This window comes from Streptomyces sp. NPDC057137 (assembly GCF_042670825.1).
GTDB lineage: Bacteria > Actinomycetota > Actinomycetes > Streptomycetales > Streptomycetaceae > Streptomyces.
The window spans coordinates 73,416-93,398 of the sequence record NZ_JBHUUW010000004.1 but is presented as its reverse complement, the minus strand read 5'-3'; the positions used below and the strand labels follow the sequence as shown (position 1 = coordinate 93,398).

The following is a 19,983-nucleotide window of genomic DNA, read 5'->3' as shown; positions in this document are numbered from 1 at the left end:
CCTCAGGACGAAGAAGGAAGAACGACGGGGTGGCGGGCACCGGCCCGCCACCCCGTCGGGCAAAGCGTTCATCAGGATCCGGCTGAGGCTCAGACCTCGGCGGCGGCCTCGTCGGAGGCGTCGTCGGCCGCCGGCTCCTCGGCCTGCGCGGCCAGGACCTGGATGACGACCGCGTCCTCGTCGGTCACCAGCGTCGTGCCCTCGGGCAGCGGAACGTCCTTCGCGACGATGGAGGCACCGGCCTCCAGGCCCTCGACGGAGACCGTGACGGACTCGGGGATGTGCGTGGCCTCGGCCTCGACGGTCAGGGTGCTCAGCACGTTCTCCAGGAGGAACGGGCCCGGGGCCAGCTCACCCTCGGTGTGCACCGCGACCTCGACCGTGACCTTCTCGCCGAGCTTCACCGCGAGCAGGTCGACGTGCTTGATGAAGCCCTTGAGCGCGTCACGCTGGACGGCCTTGGGGATCACGAGCTCCTTGCGGCCCTCGATGTCGATGCTCAGCAGCGCGTTCTTCGTCTTGAGCGCCATCATCAGGTCGTGACCCGGCAGGGACACGTGAACGGGCTCGGCACCGTGACCGTAGATGACCGCGGGAACCTTGTTCTCACGACGGGTACGGCGGGCGGCGCCCTTGCCGAACTCGGAACGGACCTCAGCGGTGATCTTGACCTCAGCCATGACTGCACTCCTCGTAGATGACACATAGGTGACGATTGAGACTGGTGGTCACCCGGCCACGACAGGCGGCCTGCTACGAAGAGCGCGTCGATAACGGACGGCCGCGAATGAAAGCGGCCTCCCTCGCCGAGCAACTCCGTGAGTCTACCCGGCGGGGAGGCCGCCCCAGAAATCGATCTTCGGATCCGTGGGTGGACCCGCGTACTACGCCTGACTACGCCTGCTCGTCGAAGAGGCTGGTCACCGAACCGTCCTCGAACACCTCACGCACCGCGCGCGCGATCGTCGGCGCGATCGACAGGACCGTGATCTTGTCCATCTCCAGATTGCCCGGGTCCGGAAGCGTGTCCGTGAAGATGAACTCGCTCACCTTCGAATTCTTCAGCCGGTCCCCGGCCGGGCCCGACAGCACACCGTGCGTCGCCGTCACGATGACGTCCTCCGCGCCGTGCGCGAACAGCGCGTCCGCGGCGGCGCAGATCGTGCCACCCGTGTCGATCATGTCGTCCACCAGGACACACACCCGGCCGGCCACATTGCCCACGACCTCATGGACCGTCACCTCGTTGGCGACGTCCTTGTCACGGCGCTTGTGCACGATCGCCAGCGGTGCGTCCAGCCGGTCGCACCAGCGGTCCGCCACCCGTACCCGCCCGGCGTCCGGCGAGACCACCGTCAGCTTCGAACGGTCGACCTTGGTCGCCACGTAGTCCGCCAGGATCGGCAGCGCGAACAGATGGTCCACCGGACCGTCGAAGAAGCCCTGGATCTGGTCCGTGTGGAGATCCACGGTCAGGATGCGGTGCGCGCCGGCCGTCTTCATCAGGTCCGCGACCAGACGGGCCGAAATCGGCTCACGCCCACGGTGCTTCTTGTCCTGCCGGGCATATCCGTAGAAGGGAACGATCACCGTGATGCTCCGGGCGGAAGCCCGCTTCAGAGCATCGATCATGATCAACTGCTCCATGATCCACTTATTGATCGGAGCGGTGTGGCTCTGGATCAGAAAACAGTCCGCGCCGCGGGCGGACTCCTGATAGCGCACGTAGATCTCACCGTTGGCGAAATCGAAAGCCTTGGTCGGCACTATCCCGACACCCAGCGTATGGGCGACCGCCTCGGCCAGCTCGGGGTGGGCGCGGCCGGAAAAGAGCATCAGCTTCTTCTCGCCGGTCGTCTTGATCCCGGTCACAGCACAGTCTCCTCAGACGTGTTGATTGCCGCTGCACCCGCGCGTCCCTGCGAGCCAGCCGAACGTGAGCATCTATCACGGTACGCGCTGCACGAGGCGCCTGTTTCCGGTCAGCTTTCGAGCGCCAGCTCCTCGGCCGCGGCGGCGGCGGCCTGCGCGGCGGCACTGCCCGGCCGCTTACGGGCCACCCAACCCTCGATATTCCTTTGCTGGCCCCGCGCGACGGCCAGCGAACCCGACGGGACGTCCTTCGTGATGACCGACCCCGCAGCGGTGTAAGCACCGTCCCCGACAGTGACAGGCGCCACAAACATGTTGTCTGAACCTGTCTTGCAGTGTGAACCGATCGTCGTGTGGTGCTTCGACTCACCGTCGTAGTTCACGAACACGCTCGCGGCACCGATGTTCGTCTGCTCACCGATCGTCGCGTCACCCACGTAACTCAGATGCGGCACCTTCGAACCGGCGCCGATCGTCGCCTTCTTCATCTCCACGAACGTCCCGGCCTTCGACTTCACGCCGAGCTTCGTACCGGGACGCAAGTACGCGAACGGGCCCACCGAGGCCCCCTCGCCCACCTCCGCGTCGATGGCCACCGTGTTGTCGACACGGGCGCCCACGCCCACGAAGGTGTCCGTCAGACGCGAGTTGGGGCCCACCTCGGCGCCCTCCGACAGATGCGTCGAACCCAGCAGCTGCGTCGCGGGATGCACGATCGAGTCCGGCTCGTACGTCACCGTCACATCGATCAGCACCGACCCCGGATCCACCACCGTCACACCGGCGGTCATCGCCCGCTCCAACAGCCGCTCGTTCAGCAGCCGGCGCGCCTCGGCCAGCTGGACGCGGTTGTTGATGCCCAGGATCTCGCGGTGGTCGGCCGCGACGGAGGCGCCGACCCGGTGCCCCGCCTCGCGCAGGATGCCGAGGACGTCGGTCAGATACTCCTCGCCCTGGCTGTTGTCCGTACGCACCTTGGCGAGCGCGTCCGTGAGCAACTGACCGTCGAACGCGAACACCCCGGAGTTGATCTCCCGCACCGCGCGCTGCTCGTCCGTCGCGTCCTTGTGCTCCACGATCCCGGTGACGGCCCCGCTCGCCTCGTCCCGCACGATGCGCCCGTACCCGGTCGCGTCCGGCACCTCGGCGGTCAGCACGGTGACGGCGTTGCCGTCCTCCTCGTGCTGCGCGGCGAGCGCGGCGAGCGTCGAGCCGGCCAGCAGCGGGGTGTCCCCGCACACGACGACGACGGTCCCGTGGGGGGCCTGCCCCAACTCCTCGACGGCCATCCGGACGGCGTGTCCGGTGCCGTTCTGCTCGGCCTGGAACGCGGTACGCACACCGGCGTACGTCCCGTCCAGATGCCCCTCGACCAGCTCCCGGGCGTGCCCGACGACGACAACGAGATGCTCGGGCTCCAGCTCCCGCGCGGCGGAGACGACATGACCGACGAGCGAGCGCCCGCAGATCTCATGCAGAACCTTGGGTGTCTTCGACTTCATGCGGGTGCCCTCACCCGCTGCGAGGACGACGACGGCGGCCGGGCGATTGGCGCTCACGGGAATGCCCTTCGGCTTCGGATGCTTGGGGTGCTTGACATCCGGAGGATACCGGGGGGTTTCGGGAAGGAAACGAAGGCGGGTCCTGACCGGAGAGGTCAGGACCCGAACTTGCTTGCTCCGCCGCTAGGACTCGAACCTAGACCGAACATCTCCAAAGGATGCCGTGCTGCCGATTACACTACGGCGGACCGCGCCTCAGGGGCCTGAGAGACCTCGGCCCGAAACGCTGGCATCTACTATGCCGTACCACCACCCCTCGACGCGACGGTAAAGATCAGCACTCTGCTGCACCTGGACGACCAGACAGCCGCGATAGTCCTCACCGGTGTTCTTGCGGATGGTCTTCGGGTTGTGCTTCTTAAGCGTCGTCCTGCCGAAGCTCTCGACACTCGCCTGGACGAGGTCTGCCCAGTAGCACTCCGCCTTGCGGACATCCGCGTTCTCGTGAATCAGCACGCGGTACCTGTGCTGCTGTCTCGGGACTTCGAGCAGGTCCAGCCAAGCCACGAAGATCCTGATCATCCCCGGGTCGCTGTTCACGAATGCCACCCGTTCCCGCCGTGCGTGGGGCTTGTCCTTCGTTCCCTCCGCCCAGTACAGGCCGACCCCCAGCAGGAACAGCTCGCGGTCCGACATCGTGCCGATGCTCTCGGCTGCCGCGCTTTTCGTCTCCTGGCGCTCCCGTTCGCGCCGCTGAAGCGTCGCCGCCCACCCGCGCTTGGCGATCGCCGACGCCTCCTCGCGCGTGCGCTTCGGTGGCTTCGGCAGATCCCGCACCCATAACGAGATCGAACCCTTCGAGCACCCCAGCTCCACCTGGATCTGGTCGTACGTGAGCCCCTGGAGCCGTAGCTCCCGCGCCCTGTCCCGCAGGTCGTCCTTCGCGTTCGGGCGCTTCGTCCATTGCGGGGCCGGTTCGCCGTCCAGCAGGCGGTTCAGGATGTCGTTGTTGTCGACCTGGATCCGGTCGCGGATCTGGCGGCGGCTGAGGCCTTCCCGGCGCAGCGCCACCGCCTGTTCCCTGAGTGCCTCGAAGTCGGCGTATTTGCTGTTGATTCCTGTCATGCAGGAGATCATCGTCCGGAATGCGGACGTCCGGCTCGAATGTGTGCTCGGTTCGCCGGATGGTGTGATCGACGTCCGTTCCCCTTGTGCAAGGCCTGTTCGCGTGCTGTTCGCACTCGCCGGAAATTGAGTCGCGGGCGCCCGTAGGCTGGACGGTATGACCACAACGGGGGCACACGAGGAGGCCGAGGGATTGACCACCCGCGGGTTCTGGTGGTGGAGACGGCGGCGCAGCGTCGTGCTGGATGTGGGGCTGGCCGGTGCGTCCGCCCTGGAGTGTGCGTTCGAGGGGATCCGGTTCGCGGGCAGTGCCCAGTTGCCGGTGGCCCTCGGCGTGGTTTTCGGGGTGCTGGTCGGGTCCGTGCTGGTGTTGCGGCGGCGGTTGCCGATGGCCGTCGTGCTCGTCTCCGTCGCTGTCACGCCGGCCGAGATGGGCCTGCTGCTCGGGATCGTGGGGCTGTACACGCTCGCCGCGTCCGACGCGCCCCGCCGCATCATCGGCGCGCTGGCCGGGATGTCGCTCGTGGGGACGCTCATCGTCGTCTTCGTACGGACGCGGCAGGACGTCAGTGGTGTGGACATCGACTCCGCGCGTTGGTACATCCCGCTGATCGCTGTCTTCATGGCGCTGAGCATCTCGTTGCCGCCGGTGCTCCTGGGTCTGTACGTGGGGGCCAGGCGCCGGCTCATGGAGAGCCTGCGGGAGCGGGCCGACAGTCTGGAGCAGGAGTTGTCGCTGCTCGCGGACCGGGCCGAGCAGCGGGCGGAGTGGGCTCGTACGGAGGAGCGGACGCGGATCGCGCGTGAGATGCACGACGTGGTGGCGCACCGGGTGAGTCTGATGGTGGTGCATGCCGCCGCGTTGCAGGCGGTGGCGTTGAAGGATCCGCAGAAGGCCGTGAAGAACGCCGCGCTGGTCGGGGACATGGGGCGGCAGGCGCTGACGGAGCTGCGGGAGATGTTGGGTGTCCTGCGCGCCGGGGAGCAGCAGGCGGCGCGGAAGGTGGCCGACGTGGCGCCGGGGGGTGGCGTGGGCCGTTCCACGGTGCCGTTGGCCTCGGTGGGTGTCGCGGCCGCTGCGGCGGCTGCCTCGGCCGCCGCGGAGGCCGGGCCGGGTATGGGCGACATCGAGTCGCTGGTGGGTCAGTCGCGGGACGCGGGGATGGTGGTGGAGCTGGCGGTGCAGGGGGCGTCGCGGGCGTACGCGCCGGAGGTGGAGCAGACCGCGTACCGGGTGGTGCAGGAGGCGTTGACGAATGTGCACAAGCACGCGGCGGGGTCGAAGGTGATGGTGCGCCTGGCGCACCGGGAGGCCGAGGTCGCGATGCAGGTGGAGAACGGCCCGTCGTACGGCGTGGCCGACGCCGGGCTGCCCAGTGGTGGCAACGGGCTGGTGGGGATGCGGGAGCGGGTGCACGCGCTGGGCGGGGTGTTCGTGTCGGGGGAGACGGACGCGGGGGGTTTCCGGGTGTCGGCGGTGCTGCCGCACCGGGACGCCGCGTAGGTCCGGTCCGGGGCCTGTCCGGCTCTCAGTCGGACGTGAGCCGTTGCGGCTGGGCTCCTGTCACCAGGGCCGCCAGCGCCTGGTCGATGTGCGGGCCCAGATACCAGTCGCCGGTGTGGTCGATGGAGTAGACGCGCCCTGTCGCGTCGACGGCGAGTACGGCCTGGCTGTCGCCCTCCTCGCCGATGGGGCTGATCTCCGTGTCCAGGGAGCGTCCGAGGTCGCCGAGGGTACGGGCGAGGTGGATGCCGGCCAGTGGGTCGAACCGTACGGTCGTCGGGGCGATCTGCCGCCCCGGTCCGGGCCCGGTCACCGTCAGCCCGCCGAACTCCGCCCAGATCTCGACGACGGCCGCGAACACGGCGTGCACGTGTCCGGCCGGGGTGATGTGGGCGCGCAGTGTGTCCGCCCATTCCTCGGCCTGTCGCATGTCCCAGCGGCCCGGCTGCCAGCCGGCCTCGCGCAGGGCGACGTCGACGGCGACGGGGAAGCGGGTGGTGGTGAGGTCGGGCATCGGGGCGGTCAGCCGTTCTGCGTCGGGTCGACGGGGCGTACGCCGAAGTGGGCGAGCATGGCCGAACAGGAGCGGCAGGGCGGCGCGTAACTGCCGTGGAGCGGGTCGCCGTCCTCGCGGATGCGGCGCGCGGTGAGTTTGCCGTGCTTGAGGGACCGGCGGGCCTCGCCATGGGTGAGGGGCTTGCGCTGGGCCCGCTTGGAACGGGCGCCCTCGACGGCGGTGAGGTGCCGGGAGAGCAGGATGGCTTCGGGGCAGCGACCGGTGAATCGTTCCCGCTGGCCGCTGGTGAGGGTGTCCAGGAAGTCCTGTACGAGGGGGTGCAGGGCGGGCGGCTGGTCGGCCTTGCCCGCGGTGCACGTGAGATTTTCGCCACGCACGGAGAGCGCGGCGGCGACGGCGGGCAGGATCCCGTCGCGGCGCTGCCGGAGCGGGGGCGGGCGGTGCGGTTCGGTGCTGCTCCAGCTCAGACGCGGGTCTCCGGAGGTTCCGGCGGTCGTGCCGCCGGTCGTCCCGCCCGCGGGCCCGGCCGTTCCGTCCGCGGTGCTGTTCGTGGCCCTGTTCGTGGCGTTGTCCGTGGCGAGCCGCCCCGACGGTCTCCCCGGGTGGTCCGGCGAGCCGAGGCGGGGATCTCCCGATGTGTCCTGTTGTGCTGTGTGCAAAGCGCTGTCCCTCCCTACGCAATCCCCACGCAATCCCCAGAGTTGCGGGGGACAGCCTGCCAAATGTGACACGTCGTGGGGAAGCCGGGGCGGTATCGGGGCGTGGCGTCGTCGCTGCGTGACCTGGGGTGACCGGTTGTCACCGGTACCCGAACGGGTGCCCCGGCGAGCGCCGGCGGCGGGGCGGAGGGGCGGCGTCCCCTGTTGCTCCACCGCATAGGCTGTGTCGAACCAGTCAGAAGCCAGCAGGGGGCATCCGCCATGACGACAGGTCGGCTCGGGCAGCAAGCCGCGCCACCGAACGCGGCTTACGCCGGGCAGGTCGTGCAATTCCCGGACCCGGTCCGGGCGTCCCGCCACCCCAGGGGTGTGCCGGTGGACGGCAACGGCTTCCCGGACTTCTCGCCGTACGCGCGTGCCGCCGCCGAGATCGCCGAGCCCCCCGAGGGCTTCGGTGTCGACGAACTGCGGCTGACGGACTACGTGTCCGCCAACGCCGCGCTGCACGCCGACGGCCACGAACTGTGGGACACGATCCCCGCCGTGGCCACTCCGCACGGCTGGACCTGGCACCACGCGCCGGGATCGCGCCGGCTGCTGCTGGTGCCGGTGGAGGTCAAGGCGCTGCTTCGCCATCACGGCGGGCTGGCGACGACGCTGGTGGATCACGACAAGCGCGGGACGCGTCCTCTTCAGGAGACGAGGCCGGTGCACTTCGGGCTGCCGAAGGGCTCGGTGTCGGTGACCGAGCAGCAGTTGCTCGGTGTGGAGGAGGACCTCGGTTACCGGCTGCCCGGCGCGTACCGCACCTTCTTGAAGGCGGCGGGCGGCTGCGCCCCGGTGGGCGCTGCGTTGGACGCGGAGTTGGGGCTGCTGGTGGACCAGCCGTTCTTCACGGTGCGTGAAGAGGCGGCGGTCAACGACCTGTTGTACGCCAACAAGTGTCTGCGGGACCATCTGACCAAGGACTATCTGGGTGTGGCGTTCGTCCAGGGCGGCATTCTGGCGGTGAAGGTGCGGGGCGAGCAGGCCGGTTCGGTCTGGTTCTGCGCGTACGACGACGCACGCGACCGCGACGGCTGGAGCGTGCAGGAGCGGGTGGAGCGCCTGCTGCTGCCCTGTGGCGAGGACTTCGACGCCTTCCTTATGAGGCTGGCGGGCAATCCGCCGGAGCTGGACACGGTGGCGAACCTGATGGTGGACGGCGGCTTCGCCCGCGCCGTCCCGGTGGAGGGGTGAGCGCGATGGTGACATTCGCTCAGGCGCAGGAACGCGCGGACGAGTGGGTCAACGGCGACGTGCCCGCGTATCAGCACCGTGAGGTGCGGGTGCGGGAGTTCGAGCTGGGGTTCGTGGTGTGGGCGGAGGACCGGGCTGAGGGTCCGAGGTCGGACGGCGGGCTGCAGCGGCTGGTGATCGCGAGGGACAGCGGTGAGGCGACGCTGTGGCCGGGGCTGCCGGTGGGTGAGGTGATCCGGCGGTACGAGGAGGAGTACGGGTCGCAGGCGCAGGCCCAGGAGCCGCCGGGGGCCCCGCAGCGTATCGATCTGAATCAGACGTCCTTCCTGTTGACGCCGCCGGAGTGGTTGCAGGACGCGGCGGACCGGATGGGTGTTCCGGGGGCGCAGGGTTCCGGCGCTTCGGGTGCGGGGGCTTCGGGATCGAGTTCCGGTTCGGGCTCCTTGGGAGGCGGTGGATACGGGCAGGGTGCTTCCGTGCCCGCTCCCGCTCCCGCTCCCGCGTCGGCGGCCACGCCGTCGGCCTCGGCGTCACAGAGCAGCAGTACTCCGGCCGGGGCCACGCCCTGGGCCGGTACGGATACCAACGCCGCCGGTGAGGATGTCTCCGTGGGGCTTCCGGCGACGGTCTTCGCGCCGCCGCTGTCCGGGGCGGACGACGACGACACACCGCCGCCCGGTCTGGCGGCCGAGGCGCCGACAGCGCTGATGTCGGGCGGCAGTCATCTGCCGCGTACGACGGTGGCCCCGGGGCTCGGCTCGGCACCTTCGGCTCCCGGTGTGCCGGGCGCCCCCGCTCCTGGATCCGGTCCCGGTGACATCGCCGACGCGGCGACGAGCAAGGCGACGGCGCCGCCGCGCGGCGCGCGTGGCGGTGCTTCGGCTCCGCCGCCGCCCGGTGCTCCCGGTGTGCCGGGGGTTCCGGGACCGCCCGGTCCTCCCGGTGTGCCCGGCGCCGCCGGCGCCCAGCCGTCCGGTCCGGGTGCTCCCGGCGCTCCGGCCGGTGGTTACCAGCCGACGCAGTTCGCCCCGCACCTCGGTTCGGGCGGCCCGCAGCCTCCCGGCCCGCCGGGTGCGCCGGGAGGCCCGGGTGGGCCTCCGTCCGGTGGTGTGCATCACGCGGCGACGATGTTCGCGGATCCGAGCCAGGGCGGTCAGGCCCCGCCGTCGGCCGGCCCCCGGCCGCCGGGTCCCCCCGGCGCGCCCGGTGCTCCTGGGATGCCGCCGGGTCCTCCCGGCCCGCCCGGTGCCCCGGGTGGGCCTCCGTCCGGTGGTGTGCACCATGCGGCGACGATGTTCGCGGATCCGAGCCAGGGCGGCCAGCCGGGTGCTCCCGGCATGCCGCCGGGCCCGCCCGGTGCCCCTGGCGCCCCCGGTTCGCCTCCCCCCGGCGGTGTCCACCACGCGGCGACGATGCTGGCCGGTCCCGGTCCCGGTGCCGTACCGGGTCCGCCGCCCGGTGTCCCCGGCACGCGTCCGCCGGGCCCGCCCGGCCCGCCCGGTGCGCCTCCCGGCGCCCCGCCCGGCACGTACGGCTATCCGCAGCAGCCCACCGGCCTGCCGACGGTCGGCCCCGGCTACCAGGCCGTGCTGCGCTACCGCGCGCCCGACGGCTCCGAGGCGCAGCTCATCCGCCGCTCGGCGCCCGGCACCCCGCACCCCGAGTGGCAGTTCCTGCACGAGCTGCGCGCCATGAACGTGCCGCCGCAGCAGGTGCTGGAACTCCACACCGAGCTGGAGTCCTGCGAGCTGCCCGGCGGTTACTGCGCGCGGATGATCCGTGAGACCTGGCCGCAGGTGCGGATCACCAGCGTCGCCCCGTACGGCAGGGACCACTCCAGTCGTCAGCAGGGCATGCAGCATCTGCTCACCCATCAGGGCGAGTTGCACCAGGTCGCGGACGGTCCGGCGCGTCCGGCGCCGGTACGCGCTCCGCTGCCGCAGGTGCCGCCCGCGCAGCCGGTCCCGCCGGAGGCCATCGCGCAGGAGCTGGCGGGCGCGTTCGGCCCGCAGGGCATCTGCCGCTTCGACCAGCGGGCGGTGTCCCGTCAGGGCGTACCGGAGATCGTGGCGCGCACGCTCGTGTGGGCGGGCCTGCCGGGCGATTTCGGCCCGTTCTTCTGGGCGCAGCCCGCACAGCCGGTGGTGCCGACGCTGGCCGAGCTGGCCGCGCAGCGGCAGGTGCAGCCCGCGGCGGACGCGGGGTCGTATCTGGTGATGGGCAGTGACTTCGGCCGGGCGATCTGTGTCCAGTACGGCACGGCGCACATCATGGCCGTGTCGGTCGAGACGGGTCCGGGCGGTCAGACGATCCCGCCGCAGTTCGTGAACACCGGGCTGCCGGAGTTCACGCGCTCGATGGCGCTGCTCGGCCGCATGTGGCGACTGCGTTTCGGCCTCGATCCGGAACAGGCCGGCCGCTGGACCGTCGACTTCCAGGCGCAGCTCGCCGCGATCGATCCGGCGGCGCTGTCGTCGCCGGAGAGCTGGTGGTCGGTGCTGCTGGAGCAGATGTGGGACGGGCTGCTCTGACGACGGCCGTACAGGTGCTGACGGGGCGGTGAGATCCGCCACGTACAGACGCTCAAGAGGCGCCCCCGTGGATCACGGTGGGCGCCTCGCCCGTTCCCGCGCCCGGGTCGGGCGACGGACGGAGATGGCTTGAACGCGTCGGCCGCGTCATCTGTACGGAAGCGGAATCAGGCGCCCGGCGTCAAATGCCGCATCCTTGAGCAGGATGGACGGGTGGGGCGTTTCGTAGGGACGCCTGTCTCGTCACCGTAGGTCGGAGAGAGGCTTCAGGAATGGCTGCTGCACGGGCATCGGCTCACGGCTTCGACCCCGCCCGGGGCCGTGGTTACCGCCCCGAGCAGGTCGACCGGCGGGTCACGGAGCTGTCGAGGGACCGCGAGGACGCCGAGGCGCAGGAGCAGCGGCTGGCCGCTCTCGCCGAGCGTCTTCAGTTGGAGGCGGAGCTGCTGCGGCAGCAGGTCGAGGCGCTGCCGCCGCAGACGTACGACTCACTGGGCGAGCGCGCCCGGAAGATCCTGGCTCTGGTCGCCGAGGAGGCGGACGGGGCGCGTACGACCGCGCGGGAGGACGTGCAGGCGGCGTACGACGAGGCGGGCGAGGCGGTCCGCCGTACGCGCGAGGCGGCACGGGCGCACGCGGAGGCGGCGGCGGCCGACGCGGACGCGTACGCGACGCGGACCGAAGAGGGCGCGCAGGGCGCGGCCGACGAGCAGCGGACGGCCGCGCGCCGGGACGCCGAGGAGGTACGGGGCGCGGCGCTGGCCCGCTTCGACGAGATCCGGCAGCGTACGGAGGCGTTGCTCACCGAGCTGTCGCGGGAGCACGCGGAGCGACTGGCCGCGACGACGCGGGAGTTCACGGACCGTGAGGCGCAGGCGGAGGCGTACCAGTCGGAGCTGGCGACCCGCTCGGACGCGCAACTCGCTGACGCGAAGCGTGCCTTCGCGGAGGCGGAGGAGCACGCCCGGCATCTTCAGGAGGACGCGGCGGCGCGCGCGGAGGAGCTGGTCGGGCAGGCGCGGGCGGCCGAGGAGCGGACGGTACGGGAGACGGAGCGGATCCTGCGGGAGCACACCGAGGTCCGTGAGGAGGTGCAGGCGCGGATGACGCATGTCCGCAACAGCCTGGCGGCACTCACGGGCCGGGCGCCCGCGGAGGCGGAGAGCTAGGCTCCCGGCCTCTTCAGGAGGTGTCCGTCGCGGGGTCGGTCGCCTTGTGGGGCCGCGCGGCCGGGGTCGGGGCAGGGGCGGGGTCCGGGTCAGGTGCCGGGTCCTGGTGGACGGGGAAGCGGCGCGGTGCCACGAAGAGCAGCACCAGCAGGCAGAGCGCGGCGGCCAGCGCCGCCCCCAGGAAGACGGAGTCGACCGCCGAGTCCACCGCGCGGCGCAGGAAATCGGCCGCGCGGTCGGTGAGGGCCGCCGGGTCGTCCAGGGCGTGTGCCACGGAGTCGAGGTCGCCCGGGAGGCCGGTGCCGGGCGCGTCGGCGAGCTTGTTGGTGAGGACGCCGTTGGCCAGCGCCCCGAAGAGCGCGGCGCCCACGCTCTGGCCGAGCTGTCGGCAGAAGAGGATCGACGCGGTCGCCGTACCGCGCTCCGACCAGCCGACCGACCCCTGTACGGCGATGATCAGCGGGAGTTGGAACAGTCCGAGCCCGGCGCCGAGCACCAGCATCAGCAGCGCAGGCTGCCATGCCTGGCCGGGGAAGGGCAGCAGGGGGAAGGCCAGCAGGACCAGCAGTGCGAAGGACATACCGGTGATCGCGGTACGGCGGAAGCCGATGCGGTTGTAGACGCGGTCGCTGAGGGCCGCGCTGATGGGCCAGGTCAGGGTCATCGCGGAGAGGACGAAGCCGGCGGCTATCGGGCCGAGGCCGAGAACGGACTGGGCGTACGTCGGCAGGAAGACGGTCGGGGCGATCATCAGCAGCCCGAGCGCGCCGAGCGCGAGGTTGACGGCGGCGATGGGGCGGCGGCGCCAGACCCAGCCGGGGATGATCGGCTCGGCCGCGCGCCGTTCGACGAGGAACGTCACGACGGCGAGGAGCGCGGTGCCGGCGAGGAGCGCGAGCGAGGGGGCGGAGAGCCAGGGCCAGGCGACTCCGCCTTGGACGAGGGCGGTGACCAGGAGCGTGCCGGTGGCGAAGACGGCGAGCGCGCCGGCCCAGTCGACACGGGGACGAGGTGGGGCGCCGGTTCCCGGGCCCCGTTTCGTACGGGCGGCGGCCCGGGTCTCGCGGTCGCGTGTGCGGCCGGGTTCGTGGAGGTGGCGGACGGTGAGGTAGAGCGCGAGCGCGCCCACCGGCAGATTGATCACGAAGATCCAGCGCCAGTCCGCGTAGCCCGCGAGCAGTCCGCCGAGCGCGGGTCCCGCGATGGAGGACGTGGCCCAGACGGTGGAGAGCTTGGCCTGGATCTTGGGGCGTTCCTTCAGCGGGTAGAGGTCGGCGGCGATGGTCTGCACCGTGCCCTGGATCGCGCCGCCCCCGAGGCCCTGGACGACGCGGAACGCGATCAGGGACCCCATGTTCCACGCGGTGGCGCAGAGGACCGAGCCGATGAGGAAGAGGATGATGCCCGCGATCAGCACGGGCTTGCGGCCGAAGGTGTCGGAGAGTTTTCCGTACAGCGGGAGCGTGACCGTCGCGGCGAGCAGATAGCCGGAGAAGAGCCAGGAGAAGACGGAGAAACCGCCGAGGTCTCCGACGATCTGCGGGACGGCGGTGGAGAGGATCGTGCCGTCCAGCGCGGCCAGCGCCATGCCGAGCATCAGGGCGGCGACGACGGGACCGCGGCGGGGCTCGGGTATGGCGGTCACAGGATCCCTTCCCTATGCAGGTATTTCCCTGGGACACCATCTCACTTGACCCTCTCGCCGCGGCAGGGTGCGGGGTTCCCTCCCGGAGACGAACCCTCAGACGCGCTCCACCTGAGGGTGGAGAGCCCTTAGGTGGTTCTCCCTACTTCCGGCCAGGGCCGGTTCGTCCCGCTGGAGGAGGAGAAGAGGGGGGCCTGTTCTTTAAGTTGGTCTTACACCGCAGGGGGGCCGGTCGGGGGGCCGGTGGGTGAGGGGGAACGGGGCCCGAGGGGGGCGGGCCCCGAGGGGGGACAGGGCCCGAGGGGGGGCTAGCCCCCGGAAATCCTGCGGAAAACCACAGGGGAAGTCTGCGCTTTTCCCCAGCGCGCCGGGGGCCTCGGGCGCGCAGAATCAAGTCAGAACCGGCCAGGCCCCCACGCCGCACACCGGATCGCACCGCATCGCATCGCCACCGCACGAGCACCGCATCAACGCCGCACGACCATCGCATCACCACCACACCGACACACGGCGCGAGGCGCGCACCGGGCCTCATGACGCCTGAATATCAACGGACTTAGGAGACTTACCGTGACAACGGCTGTAACCATCCCCAAGCACGGGGGCACGGGAGGGCGTTTGGCCGTCGCCGCGCGAGCGCGGCAGGTCGTCAAGGCCTACGGCTCCGGGGAGACCCGGATCGTCGCGCTCGACCATGTCGATGTGGACGTCGCCCGCGGGCAGTTCACCGCGATCATGGGCCCGTCGGGCTCCGGCAAGTCGACGCTGATGCACTGCCTGGCCGGGCTCGACACCGTGTCCTCGGGGGAGATCTACCTCGACGAGACCGAGATCACGAAGCTCAAGGACAAGAAGCTCACGCAGCTGCGCAGGGACCGGATCGGCTTCATCTTCCAGGCCTACAACCTGCTGCCGACGCTCAACGCCCTGGAGAACATCACGCTGCCCATGGACATAGCGGGCCGCAAGCCCGACAAGCAGTGGCTCCACCGGGTCGTGGAGACCGTCGGTCTCGCCGGCCGGCTCAAGCACCGGCCCACCCAGCTGTCCGGCGGTCAGCAGCAGCGCGTGGCCGTCGCCCGCGCGCTCGCCGCCCAGCCCGAGATCATCTTCGGCGACGAGCCGACCGGAAACCTGGACTCGCGGGCCGGCGCCGAGGTGCTGAGCTTCCTGCGCAGGTCCGTGGACGAGCTGGGGCAGACCATGGTCATGGTCACGCACGACCCGGTCGCCGCGTCCTACGCGGACCGGGTGCTGTATCTCGCCGACGGCCGGATCGTGGACGAGATGTACAACCCGACCGCCGAGCAGGTCCTCGACCGCATGAAGAACTTCGACGCGCGGGGGCGGACGTCGTGACCGTCGTCAAGACCTCGCTGCGCAACTTCCTCGCGCACAAGGGACGTATGGCGCTCTCCGCCGTCGCCGTCCTGCTGTCGGTGGCGTTCGTCTCCGGGACGCTCGTCTTCACCGACACCATGAACACCACCTTCGACAAGCTCTTCGCCGCGACGTCCTCCGACGTCACCGTCAGCCCCAAGGGTGCGGCGGCGGCCGACGAGGCGCCGTCACAGACCGGCAAGCCCGAATCGCTGCCGGCCTCCGTCGTCGGCCGCGTCGAGAAGTCGCCGGGCGTGAAGTCCGCCGAGGGCGCCGTCAGCAGCATGAGTGTCACGGTCGTCGACGCCGAGAACAAGAACGTGGGAGCGTCCAGCGGCGCCCCGACGATCGCGGGCAACTGGACCGACAACGACCTCAAGTCGATGGAGATCACCTCCGGGCACGCGCCGCGCGGTCCCACCGAGGTCATGATCGACGCCGACACCGCCGACAAGCACGGCCTGAAGCTCGGCGACGAGCTGCGCACCATCGTGGTCACGGGAGACCTCAAGGCGAAGATCGCCGGTATCGCCACCTTCAAGGTGACCAACCCCGGTGCCGCCATCGTCTACTTCGACACCGAGACCGCCCAGCGCGGACTCCTCGGTGAGACCGGTCTGTTCACGCAGATCAACGTCGTGGCCGACCAGGGGGTGAGCGACGCCCAGTTGAAGGCGGACCTCGCCGGGTCGCTCGGGGGCACGTACAAGCTCCAGACACAGAAGGAGATGGCGGATTCGAGCAGGGACAGCGTCGGCTCGTTCCTCGACGTGATGAAGTACGCGATGCTCGGCTTCGCCGGGATCGCCTTCCTCGTCGGCATCTTCCTGATCGTCAACACCTTCTCCATGCTGGTCGCCCAGCGGACCCGGGAGATCGGCCTGATGCGGGCCATCGGGTCCAGCCGCAAGCAGGTCAACCGCTCGGTGCTGCTGGAGGCCGTCCTGCTCGGCATCGTCGGCTCCGTCGCCGGTGTCGCCGCGGGCGTCGGACTGGCCGTCGGCCTGATGAAACTGATGTCGTCCATGGGCATGGAGCTGTCCACCCAGGACCTCACCGTGAAGTGGACGACCCCCGCGATCGGGCTGGCGCTCGGGGTGATCGTCACCGTCCTCGCCGCGTACATACCGGCCCGCAGGGCCGGGAAGATCTCGCCGATGGCGGCGCTGCGTGACGCCGGTACGCCGGCCGACGGCCGCGCCGGACTGATCCGGGGCGCGATCGGCCTGCTCCTCACCGCCGGTGGCGTCGCCGCGCTCCTCGTCTCCACAGGGGCCGAGAAAGCGAGCGAGGGCTCCCTGTTCCTCGGCCTGGGCGTGGTGTTCACCCTCATCGGCTTCGTCGTCATCGGCCCGCTGCTCGCCGGTTTCTTCGTCAAGATCCTGAGCGCGGTCGTGCTGCGGGTCTTCGGTTCCGTCGGCCGGATGGCCGAGCGGAACGCGCTGCGGAACCCACGGCGTACGGGAGCCACGGGCGCGGCCCTGATGATCGGCCTGGCCCTGGTGGCGTGCCTGTCGGTGGTCGGTTCGTCGATGGTCGCCTCGGCGACGGACGAGCTGGACAAGACGGTCGGCGCGGACTTCATCATCCAGTCCGACACCGGTCAGCCGATCGTGCCGCAGGCCCAGAAGGCGCTGGAGAAGGTTCCGGACATCGCGCACGTCACCGAGTACAAGAGTGTCGAGGCCAAGGTGACCACGCCCGACGGGAAGACCGCCGACGAGGACCTGACGGCCGCCGACTCGACGTACGCGCAGGACCTGCGCCGCGAGGTCGTCGCCGGTGAGCTGTCCGCCGCGTATGCCAAGGACTCGATGTCCGTCGGCGACATCTTCGCCAAGGAGCACGGCGTCAAGGTCGGGGACGAGCTGACCGTCGCGTTCAAGGGCGGTGAGAGCGCCGAGCTGAAGGTCGCGGCGATCACGTCGGACGACGTGTCGGTGGACAAGGACGCCAAGTACATGTCCATAGCGACCGCCGCGCGGTATCTGCCGGCGGAGAAGATGCCGAAGAACGTGATCATGTTCGCGGCGGCCGAGGACGGCAAGGAGAAGCAGGCGTACGCGGCGCTGAAGGACTCGCTCGCGGCGTACCCGCAGTACAAGGTCCAGGACCAGACGGACTTCAAGCAGGATCTGAAGGACCAGATCGGCCAGTTGCTCAACATCGTCTACGGCCTGCTCGGACTGGCGATCATCGTCGCGGTGCTGGGAGTGGTGAACACCCTCGCGCTGTCGGTCGTCGAGCGGACCAGGGAGATCGGACTGCTGCGGGCCATCGGCCTGTCGCGCCGTCAACTGCGCCGCATGATCCGCCTGGAGTCGGTGGTCATCGCCCTCTTCGGAGCACTGCTCGGCCTCGGTCTGGGCATGGGCTGGGGCACGGCGGCACAGCAACTCCTCGCTCTGGAGGGGCTGGGGGTCCTGGAGATCCCGTGGCCGACCATCATCGGGGTGTTCGTGGCCTCGGCCTTCGTGGGACTGTTCGCCGCGCTCGTCCCGGCCTTCCGGGCCGGCCGGATGAACGTCCTGAACGCGATCGCCACGGATTAGGTCCTGTCCGCCGGTCAGGGGCCAGGCCCCTGAGGATGGCCAATAGTCGGCCAACGTAGGTGAATTCGGCTCCGGTGGGCGTCCTCCACGCTCACCGGAGCGGAATTTGTTGTTCCTGGTCAGGGAGGTGCTGACAACAAGCTGCGCGCGTAGATGCAGCAAGCTGACAAGCCTCGGCCCCCCATTTCGAGACACCCGCTGTCATCGTCGTCCCACCGGAAGCGATCCGGTCCGACGGAACGATTCAACAGGGGGAATTGTGCTCGGTGTACCGCACTGCAACTCCAAGAAGATCACGGCCCGTTCGCGCACCGCTCGTACCGCACGTACCGCCCTCGTCCTTGGTTTCTGTACGGCCGCACTGACCCTGTCCGCGGGGGCCGCCGCCGCCTCCGCGCCGGCCGCCGGCGACGTCGTGGGCACGAGCAAGCTTGTCAACGGCTGGGACTGAGGCGTAGCCGGTGCGGTTTCAGCTCCTCGGGCCGCTCAGCATCACGGACGGCTCCGACACCGTCGTCCTCCAACCGTCCAAACCCACCATTCTCCTCGCCTCACTGCTCCTGCATGCGAACTCGGTCGTCTCCGCCGACTACTTGCAGCGGACCATGTGGGGCGAGGAACAACCCGCCACCTCCCGGGCCGCGCTCCAGACGTGTGTGCTGCGGCTGCGCCGGCTGTTCACCAAGCACGGGGTGACCGAGACACCCATCGAGGCCGTGCCCGGTGGCTACCGGATCACGGCCGGGCCCCGGCATCTCGATCTGATCGGTTTCCGGGACGAGGTACGGCGCGCCGAGGAGACCGCCGACCCGGAGAGCGAACTGCACGTGCTCAAAGGGGCGTTGTCGCTGTGGGAAGGCTCCGTCCTGGCCAATGTCCGCTCCGACGTACTGCACCGCGACGAAGTCCCCCGGCTCGTCGAGGAGCGGCTGCGGACCCTGGAGCGCGCCTGCGACCTCAAGCTGCGACTCGGCCGCTGCGGCGAGGCGCTGGTGGAGCTGTGGAGCGCCAGCCGGGCCCACCCCGGACACGAGCGGTTCCGTGAACAGCTCATCGAGGCGCTGTACCGCACGGGCCGGCAGACCGAGGCGCTCGCCGAGTACCGGCTGGTCAAGGACTATCTGCACGACGAGTTGGGCGTGGACCCCTCGCCCGCGCTGCGCCGGCTGGAGATGGCCATCCTGCGCGGCGAGGACCTGGGGCCCGCCGACGACCGGCACCCCGCCGGTCCCGCGTACGTCTCCGGCGGCGGCGAGCGGCAGCACCCGGCTGCCTCCGCCACGGTGCCCGTGACCGCCACGAAGCAGGCCGCGCCGCCGACGGCGATGGTGGGGCCGGTCGCGGCCGTGCACTCCTTCACCGGGCGCACCGCCGAGACCGCCGCGCTGCTGGAGCGGCTGACCGCGCCCGGCCACGACCCCGTCACCCTCCTGGTGTCCGGGGCCCCCGGTATCGGGAAGTCCGCACTGGCCAGGCACCTCGCGCACCAGGTCAAGGACGCCTTCCCCGCGGGGCTGTTCATGGTCCGGATGGTCGGCCCGGACGGTACGCCCCGCAGCCCCGACGACGCGGCGGCCGAGGTGGCCGCCGCCCTGCGCGACCAGGTACGCGGCGAACGCGCACTGCTCCTGCTGGACGACGTGGTCGACGCCGACCAGGTCAGGCCGTTGCTGCCGGCCGGCGCCGACGGCGCGGCGATCGTCACCAGCCGGCGCGGCCTCGCCGGTCTCGTCGCCACCCACGGCGGCTGGGTGCTGCGGCTCGGCACCTTCGCCGAGGAGGAGTCGTACGCGCTGCTGCTCGCCGTCCTCGGTGCCGAACGCGTCGAGGCGGAACCGGAGGCGGCCCGCAGTCTCGCCGAGGCCTGCGGCCACCACCCGCTCGCCCTGCGCATCATGTCGGCCCGGCTGCTCACCCGGCCGGCGCTGCGGCTGGCCGACTCCGTCAGCTGGCTGGCGGAGGACCCGCTGGCGCGGCTCTCGCTCGCCGACTCGCCCGAGCTGTCGGTGCACCGCGTGCTCGGCGGCGCGCTCGACCGGCTCGACCCCCGGCTCGCCGACGCCTTCCTGAAGGTCGCCGCGCAGATCCCCGACCACTTCACGGCCGAGGACAGCGTGCGCGTACTCGGGATGTCCCCCGTCGAGGCGGACGACGTACTGGACCGGCTCGCCGACGCCGGACTGTTGGAAGAAGGGCCGCCCGGCCCGTACCGGGTGCACGAACTGCTCCGTGTGTACGCGCGCAGAACAGCGCCGTATCGATCCCGACCGATACAGAAGGTGTGAATC

The 19,983-nt window shown here is 70.6% G+C and carries 15 protein-coding genes and 1 tRNA gene; 8 read left to right on the top strand and 8 right to left on the bottom strand.

What is annotated here, in order from left to right:
* Positions 1-89 precede the first annotated feature (89 nt).
* The 5 genes from ACFT9I_RS05375 to ACFT9I_RS05355 form a co-directional block, all read right to left on the bottom strand.
* Positions 90-680 (bottom strand): 50S ribosomal protein L25/general stress protein Ctc, encoded by a 591-nt coding sequence (locus ACFT9I_RS05375; RefSeq protein ID WP_382561020.1) that lies wholly within the window; start codon positions 678-680, stop codon positions 90-92.
* A gap of 214 nt (positions 681-894) precedes the next feature.
* Complete coding sequence (locus tag ACFT9I_RS05370; protein ID WP_382561018.1) at positions 895-1,872, bottom strand: ribose-phosphate diphosphokinase; 978 nt, start codon at positions 1,870-1,872, stop codon at positions 895-897.
* Between the two features lie 110 nt (positions 1,873-1,982).
* Positions 1,983-3,431 (bottom strand): bifunctional UDP-N-acetylglucosamine diphosphorylase/glucosamine-1-phosphate N-acetyltransferase GlmU, encoded by a 1,449-nt coding sequence (glmU, locus tag ACFT9I_RS05365; protein ID WP_382561016.1) that lies wholly within the window; start codon positions 3,429-3,431, stop codon positions 1,983-1,985.
* 118 nt (positions 3,432-3,549) lie between these two features.
* Positions 3,550-3,622 (bottom strand) — tRNA-Gln (locus tag ACFT9I_RS05360).
* 7 nt (positions 3,623-3,629) lie between these two features.
* Positions 3,630-4,499, bottom strand: a complete 870-nt coding sequence (locus ACFT9I_RS05355) for a hypothetical protein (RefSeq protein ID WP_382561014.1) — start codon at positions 4,497-4,499, stop codon at positions 3,630-3,632.
* 157 nt (positions 4,500-4,656) lie between these two features.
* Between ACFT9I_RS05355 and ACFT9I_RS05350 the strand changes: the two genes are divergently transcribed.
* Positions 4,657-6,003 (top strand): sensor histidine kinase, encoded by a 1,347-nt coding sequence (locus ACFT9I_RS05350; protein WP_382561012.1) that lies wholly within the window; start codon positions 4,657-4,659, stop codon positions 6,001-6,003.
* A gap of 25 nt (positions 6,004-6,028) precedes the next feature.
* On the opposite strand, the gene ACFT9I_RS05345 is transcribed toward ACFT9I_RS05350, so the two are convergent.
* The gene (locus ACFT9I_RS05345; RefSeq protein WP_382561010.1) at positions 6,029-6,517 is read right to left on the bottom strand and encodes an SUKH-3 domain-containing protein; all 489 of its coding nucleotides are present in this window, start codon (positions 6,515-6,517) and stop codon (positions 6,029-6,031) included.
* An 8-nt stretch (positions 6,518-6,525) separates the two neighbouring features.
* A complete protein-coding gene (locus tag ACFT9I_RS05340; protein ID WP_382561243.1) occupies positions 6,526-6,987 on the bottom strand; it encodes a YwqJ-related putative deaminase in 462 nt (153 codons plus the stop codon).
* 453 nt (positions 6,988-7,440) lie between these two features.
* On the opposite strand from ACFT9I_RS05340, the gene ACFT9I_RS05335 reads away from it, so the two are divergent.
* The 3 genes from ACFT9I_RS05335 to ACFT9I_RS05325 all read left to right on the top strand — a co-directional run bounded on the left by ACFT9I_RS05335 (position 7,441) and on the right by ACFT9I_RS05325 (position 12,118).
* Positions 7,441-8,418 (top strand): SMI1/KNR4 family protein, encoded by a 978-nt coding sequence (locus tag ACFT9I_RS05335; RefSeq protein ID WP_382561009.1) that lies wholly within the window; start codon positions 7,441-7,443, stop codon positions 8,416-8,418.
* A 5-nt stretch (positions 8,419-8,423) separates the two neighbouring features.
* Positions 8,424-10,949, top strand: a complete 2,526-nt coding sequence (locus ACFT9I_RS05330; RefSeq protein ID WP_382561007.1) for an SUKH-4 family immunity protein — start codon at positions 8,424-8,426, stop codon at positions 10,947-10,949.
* Between the two features lie 272 nt (positions 10,950-11,221).
* Positions 11,222-12,118 carry a cellulose-binding protein gene (locus ACFT9I_RS05325; RefSeq protein ID WP_382561005.1) on the top strand — a complete coding sequence of 299 codons (897 nt, stop codon included), beginning with the start codon at positions 11,222-11,224 and terminating at the stop codon, positions 12,116-12,118.
* 13 nt (positions 12,119-12,131) lie between these two features.
* On the opposite strand, the gene ACFT9I_RS05320 is transcribed toward ACFT9I_RS05325, so the two are convergent.
* Positions 12,132-13,763, bottom strand: coding sequence for an MDR family MFS transporter (locus ACFT9I_RS05320; protein ID WP_382561003.1), 1,632 nt, complete (start codon positions 13,761-13,763; stop codon positions 12,132-12,134).
* 570 nt (positions 13,764-14,333) lie between these two features.
* Here ACFT9I_RS05320 and ACFT9I_RS05315 point away from each other — a divergent pair.
* The 4 genes from ACFT9I_RS05315 (at position 14,334) to ACFT9I_RS05300 (ending at position 19,980) form a co-directional block, all read left to right on the top strand.
* On the top strand, positions 14,334-15,122 hold the full coding sequence (locus tag ACFT9I_RS05315; protein ID WP_382561002.1) for an ABC transporter ATP-binding protein: 789 nt from the start codon (positions 14,334-14,336) through the stop codon (positions 15,120-15,122).
* On the top strand, positions 15,119-17,695 hold the full coding sequence (locus ACFT9I_RS05310; protein ID WP_382561000.1) for an ABC transporter permease: 2,577 nt from the start codon (positions 15,119-15,121) through the stop codon (positions 17,693-17,695). Before ACFT9I_RS05315 ends, ACFT9I_RS05310 begins: the two co-directional genes overlap by 4 nt.
* 259 nt (positions 17,696-17,954) lie before the next feature.
* On the top strand, positions 17,955-18,146 hold the full coding sequence (locus ACFT9I_RS05305) for a hypothetical protein (protein ID WP_382560998.1): 192 nt from the start codon (positions 17,955-17,957) through the stop codon (positions 18,144-18,146).
* A gap of 10 nt (positions 18,147-18,156) precedes the next feature.
* Entirely contained in the window at positions 18,157-19,980 is a 1,824-nt protein-coding gene (locus ACFT9I_RS05300) for a BTAD domain-containing putative transcriptional regulator (protein ID WP_382560996.1), read from the top strand.
* Positions 19,981-19,983 lie beyond the last annotated feature (3 nt).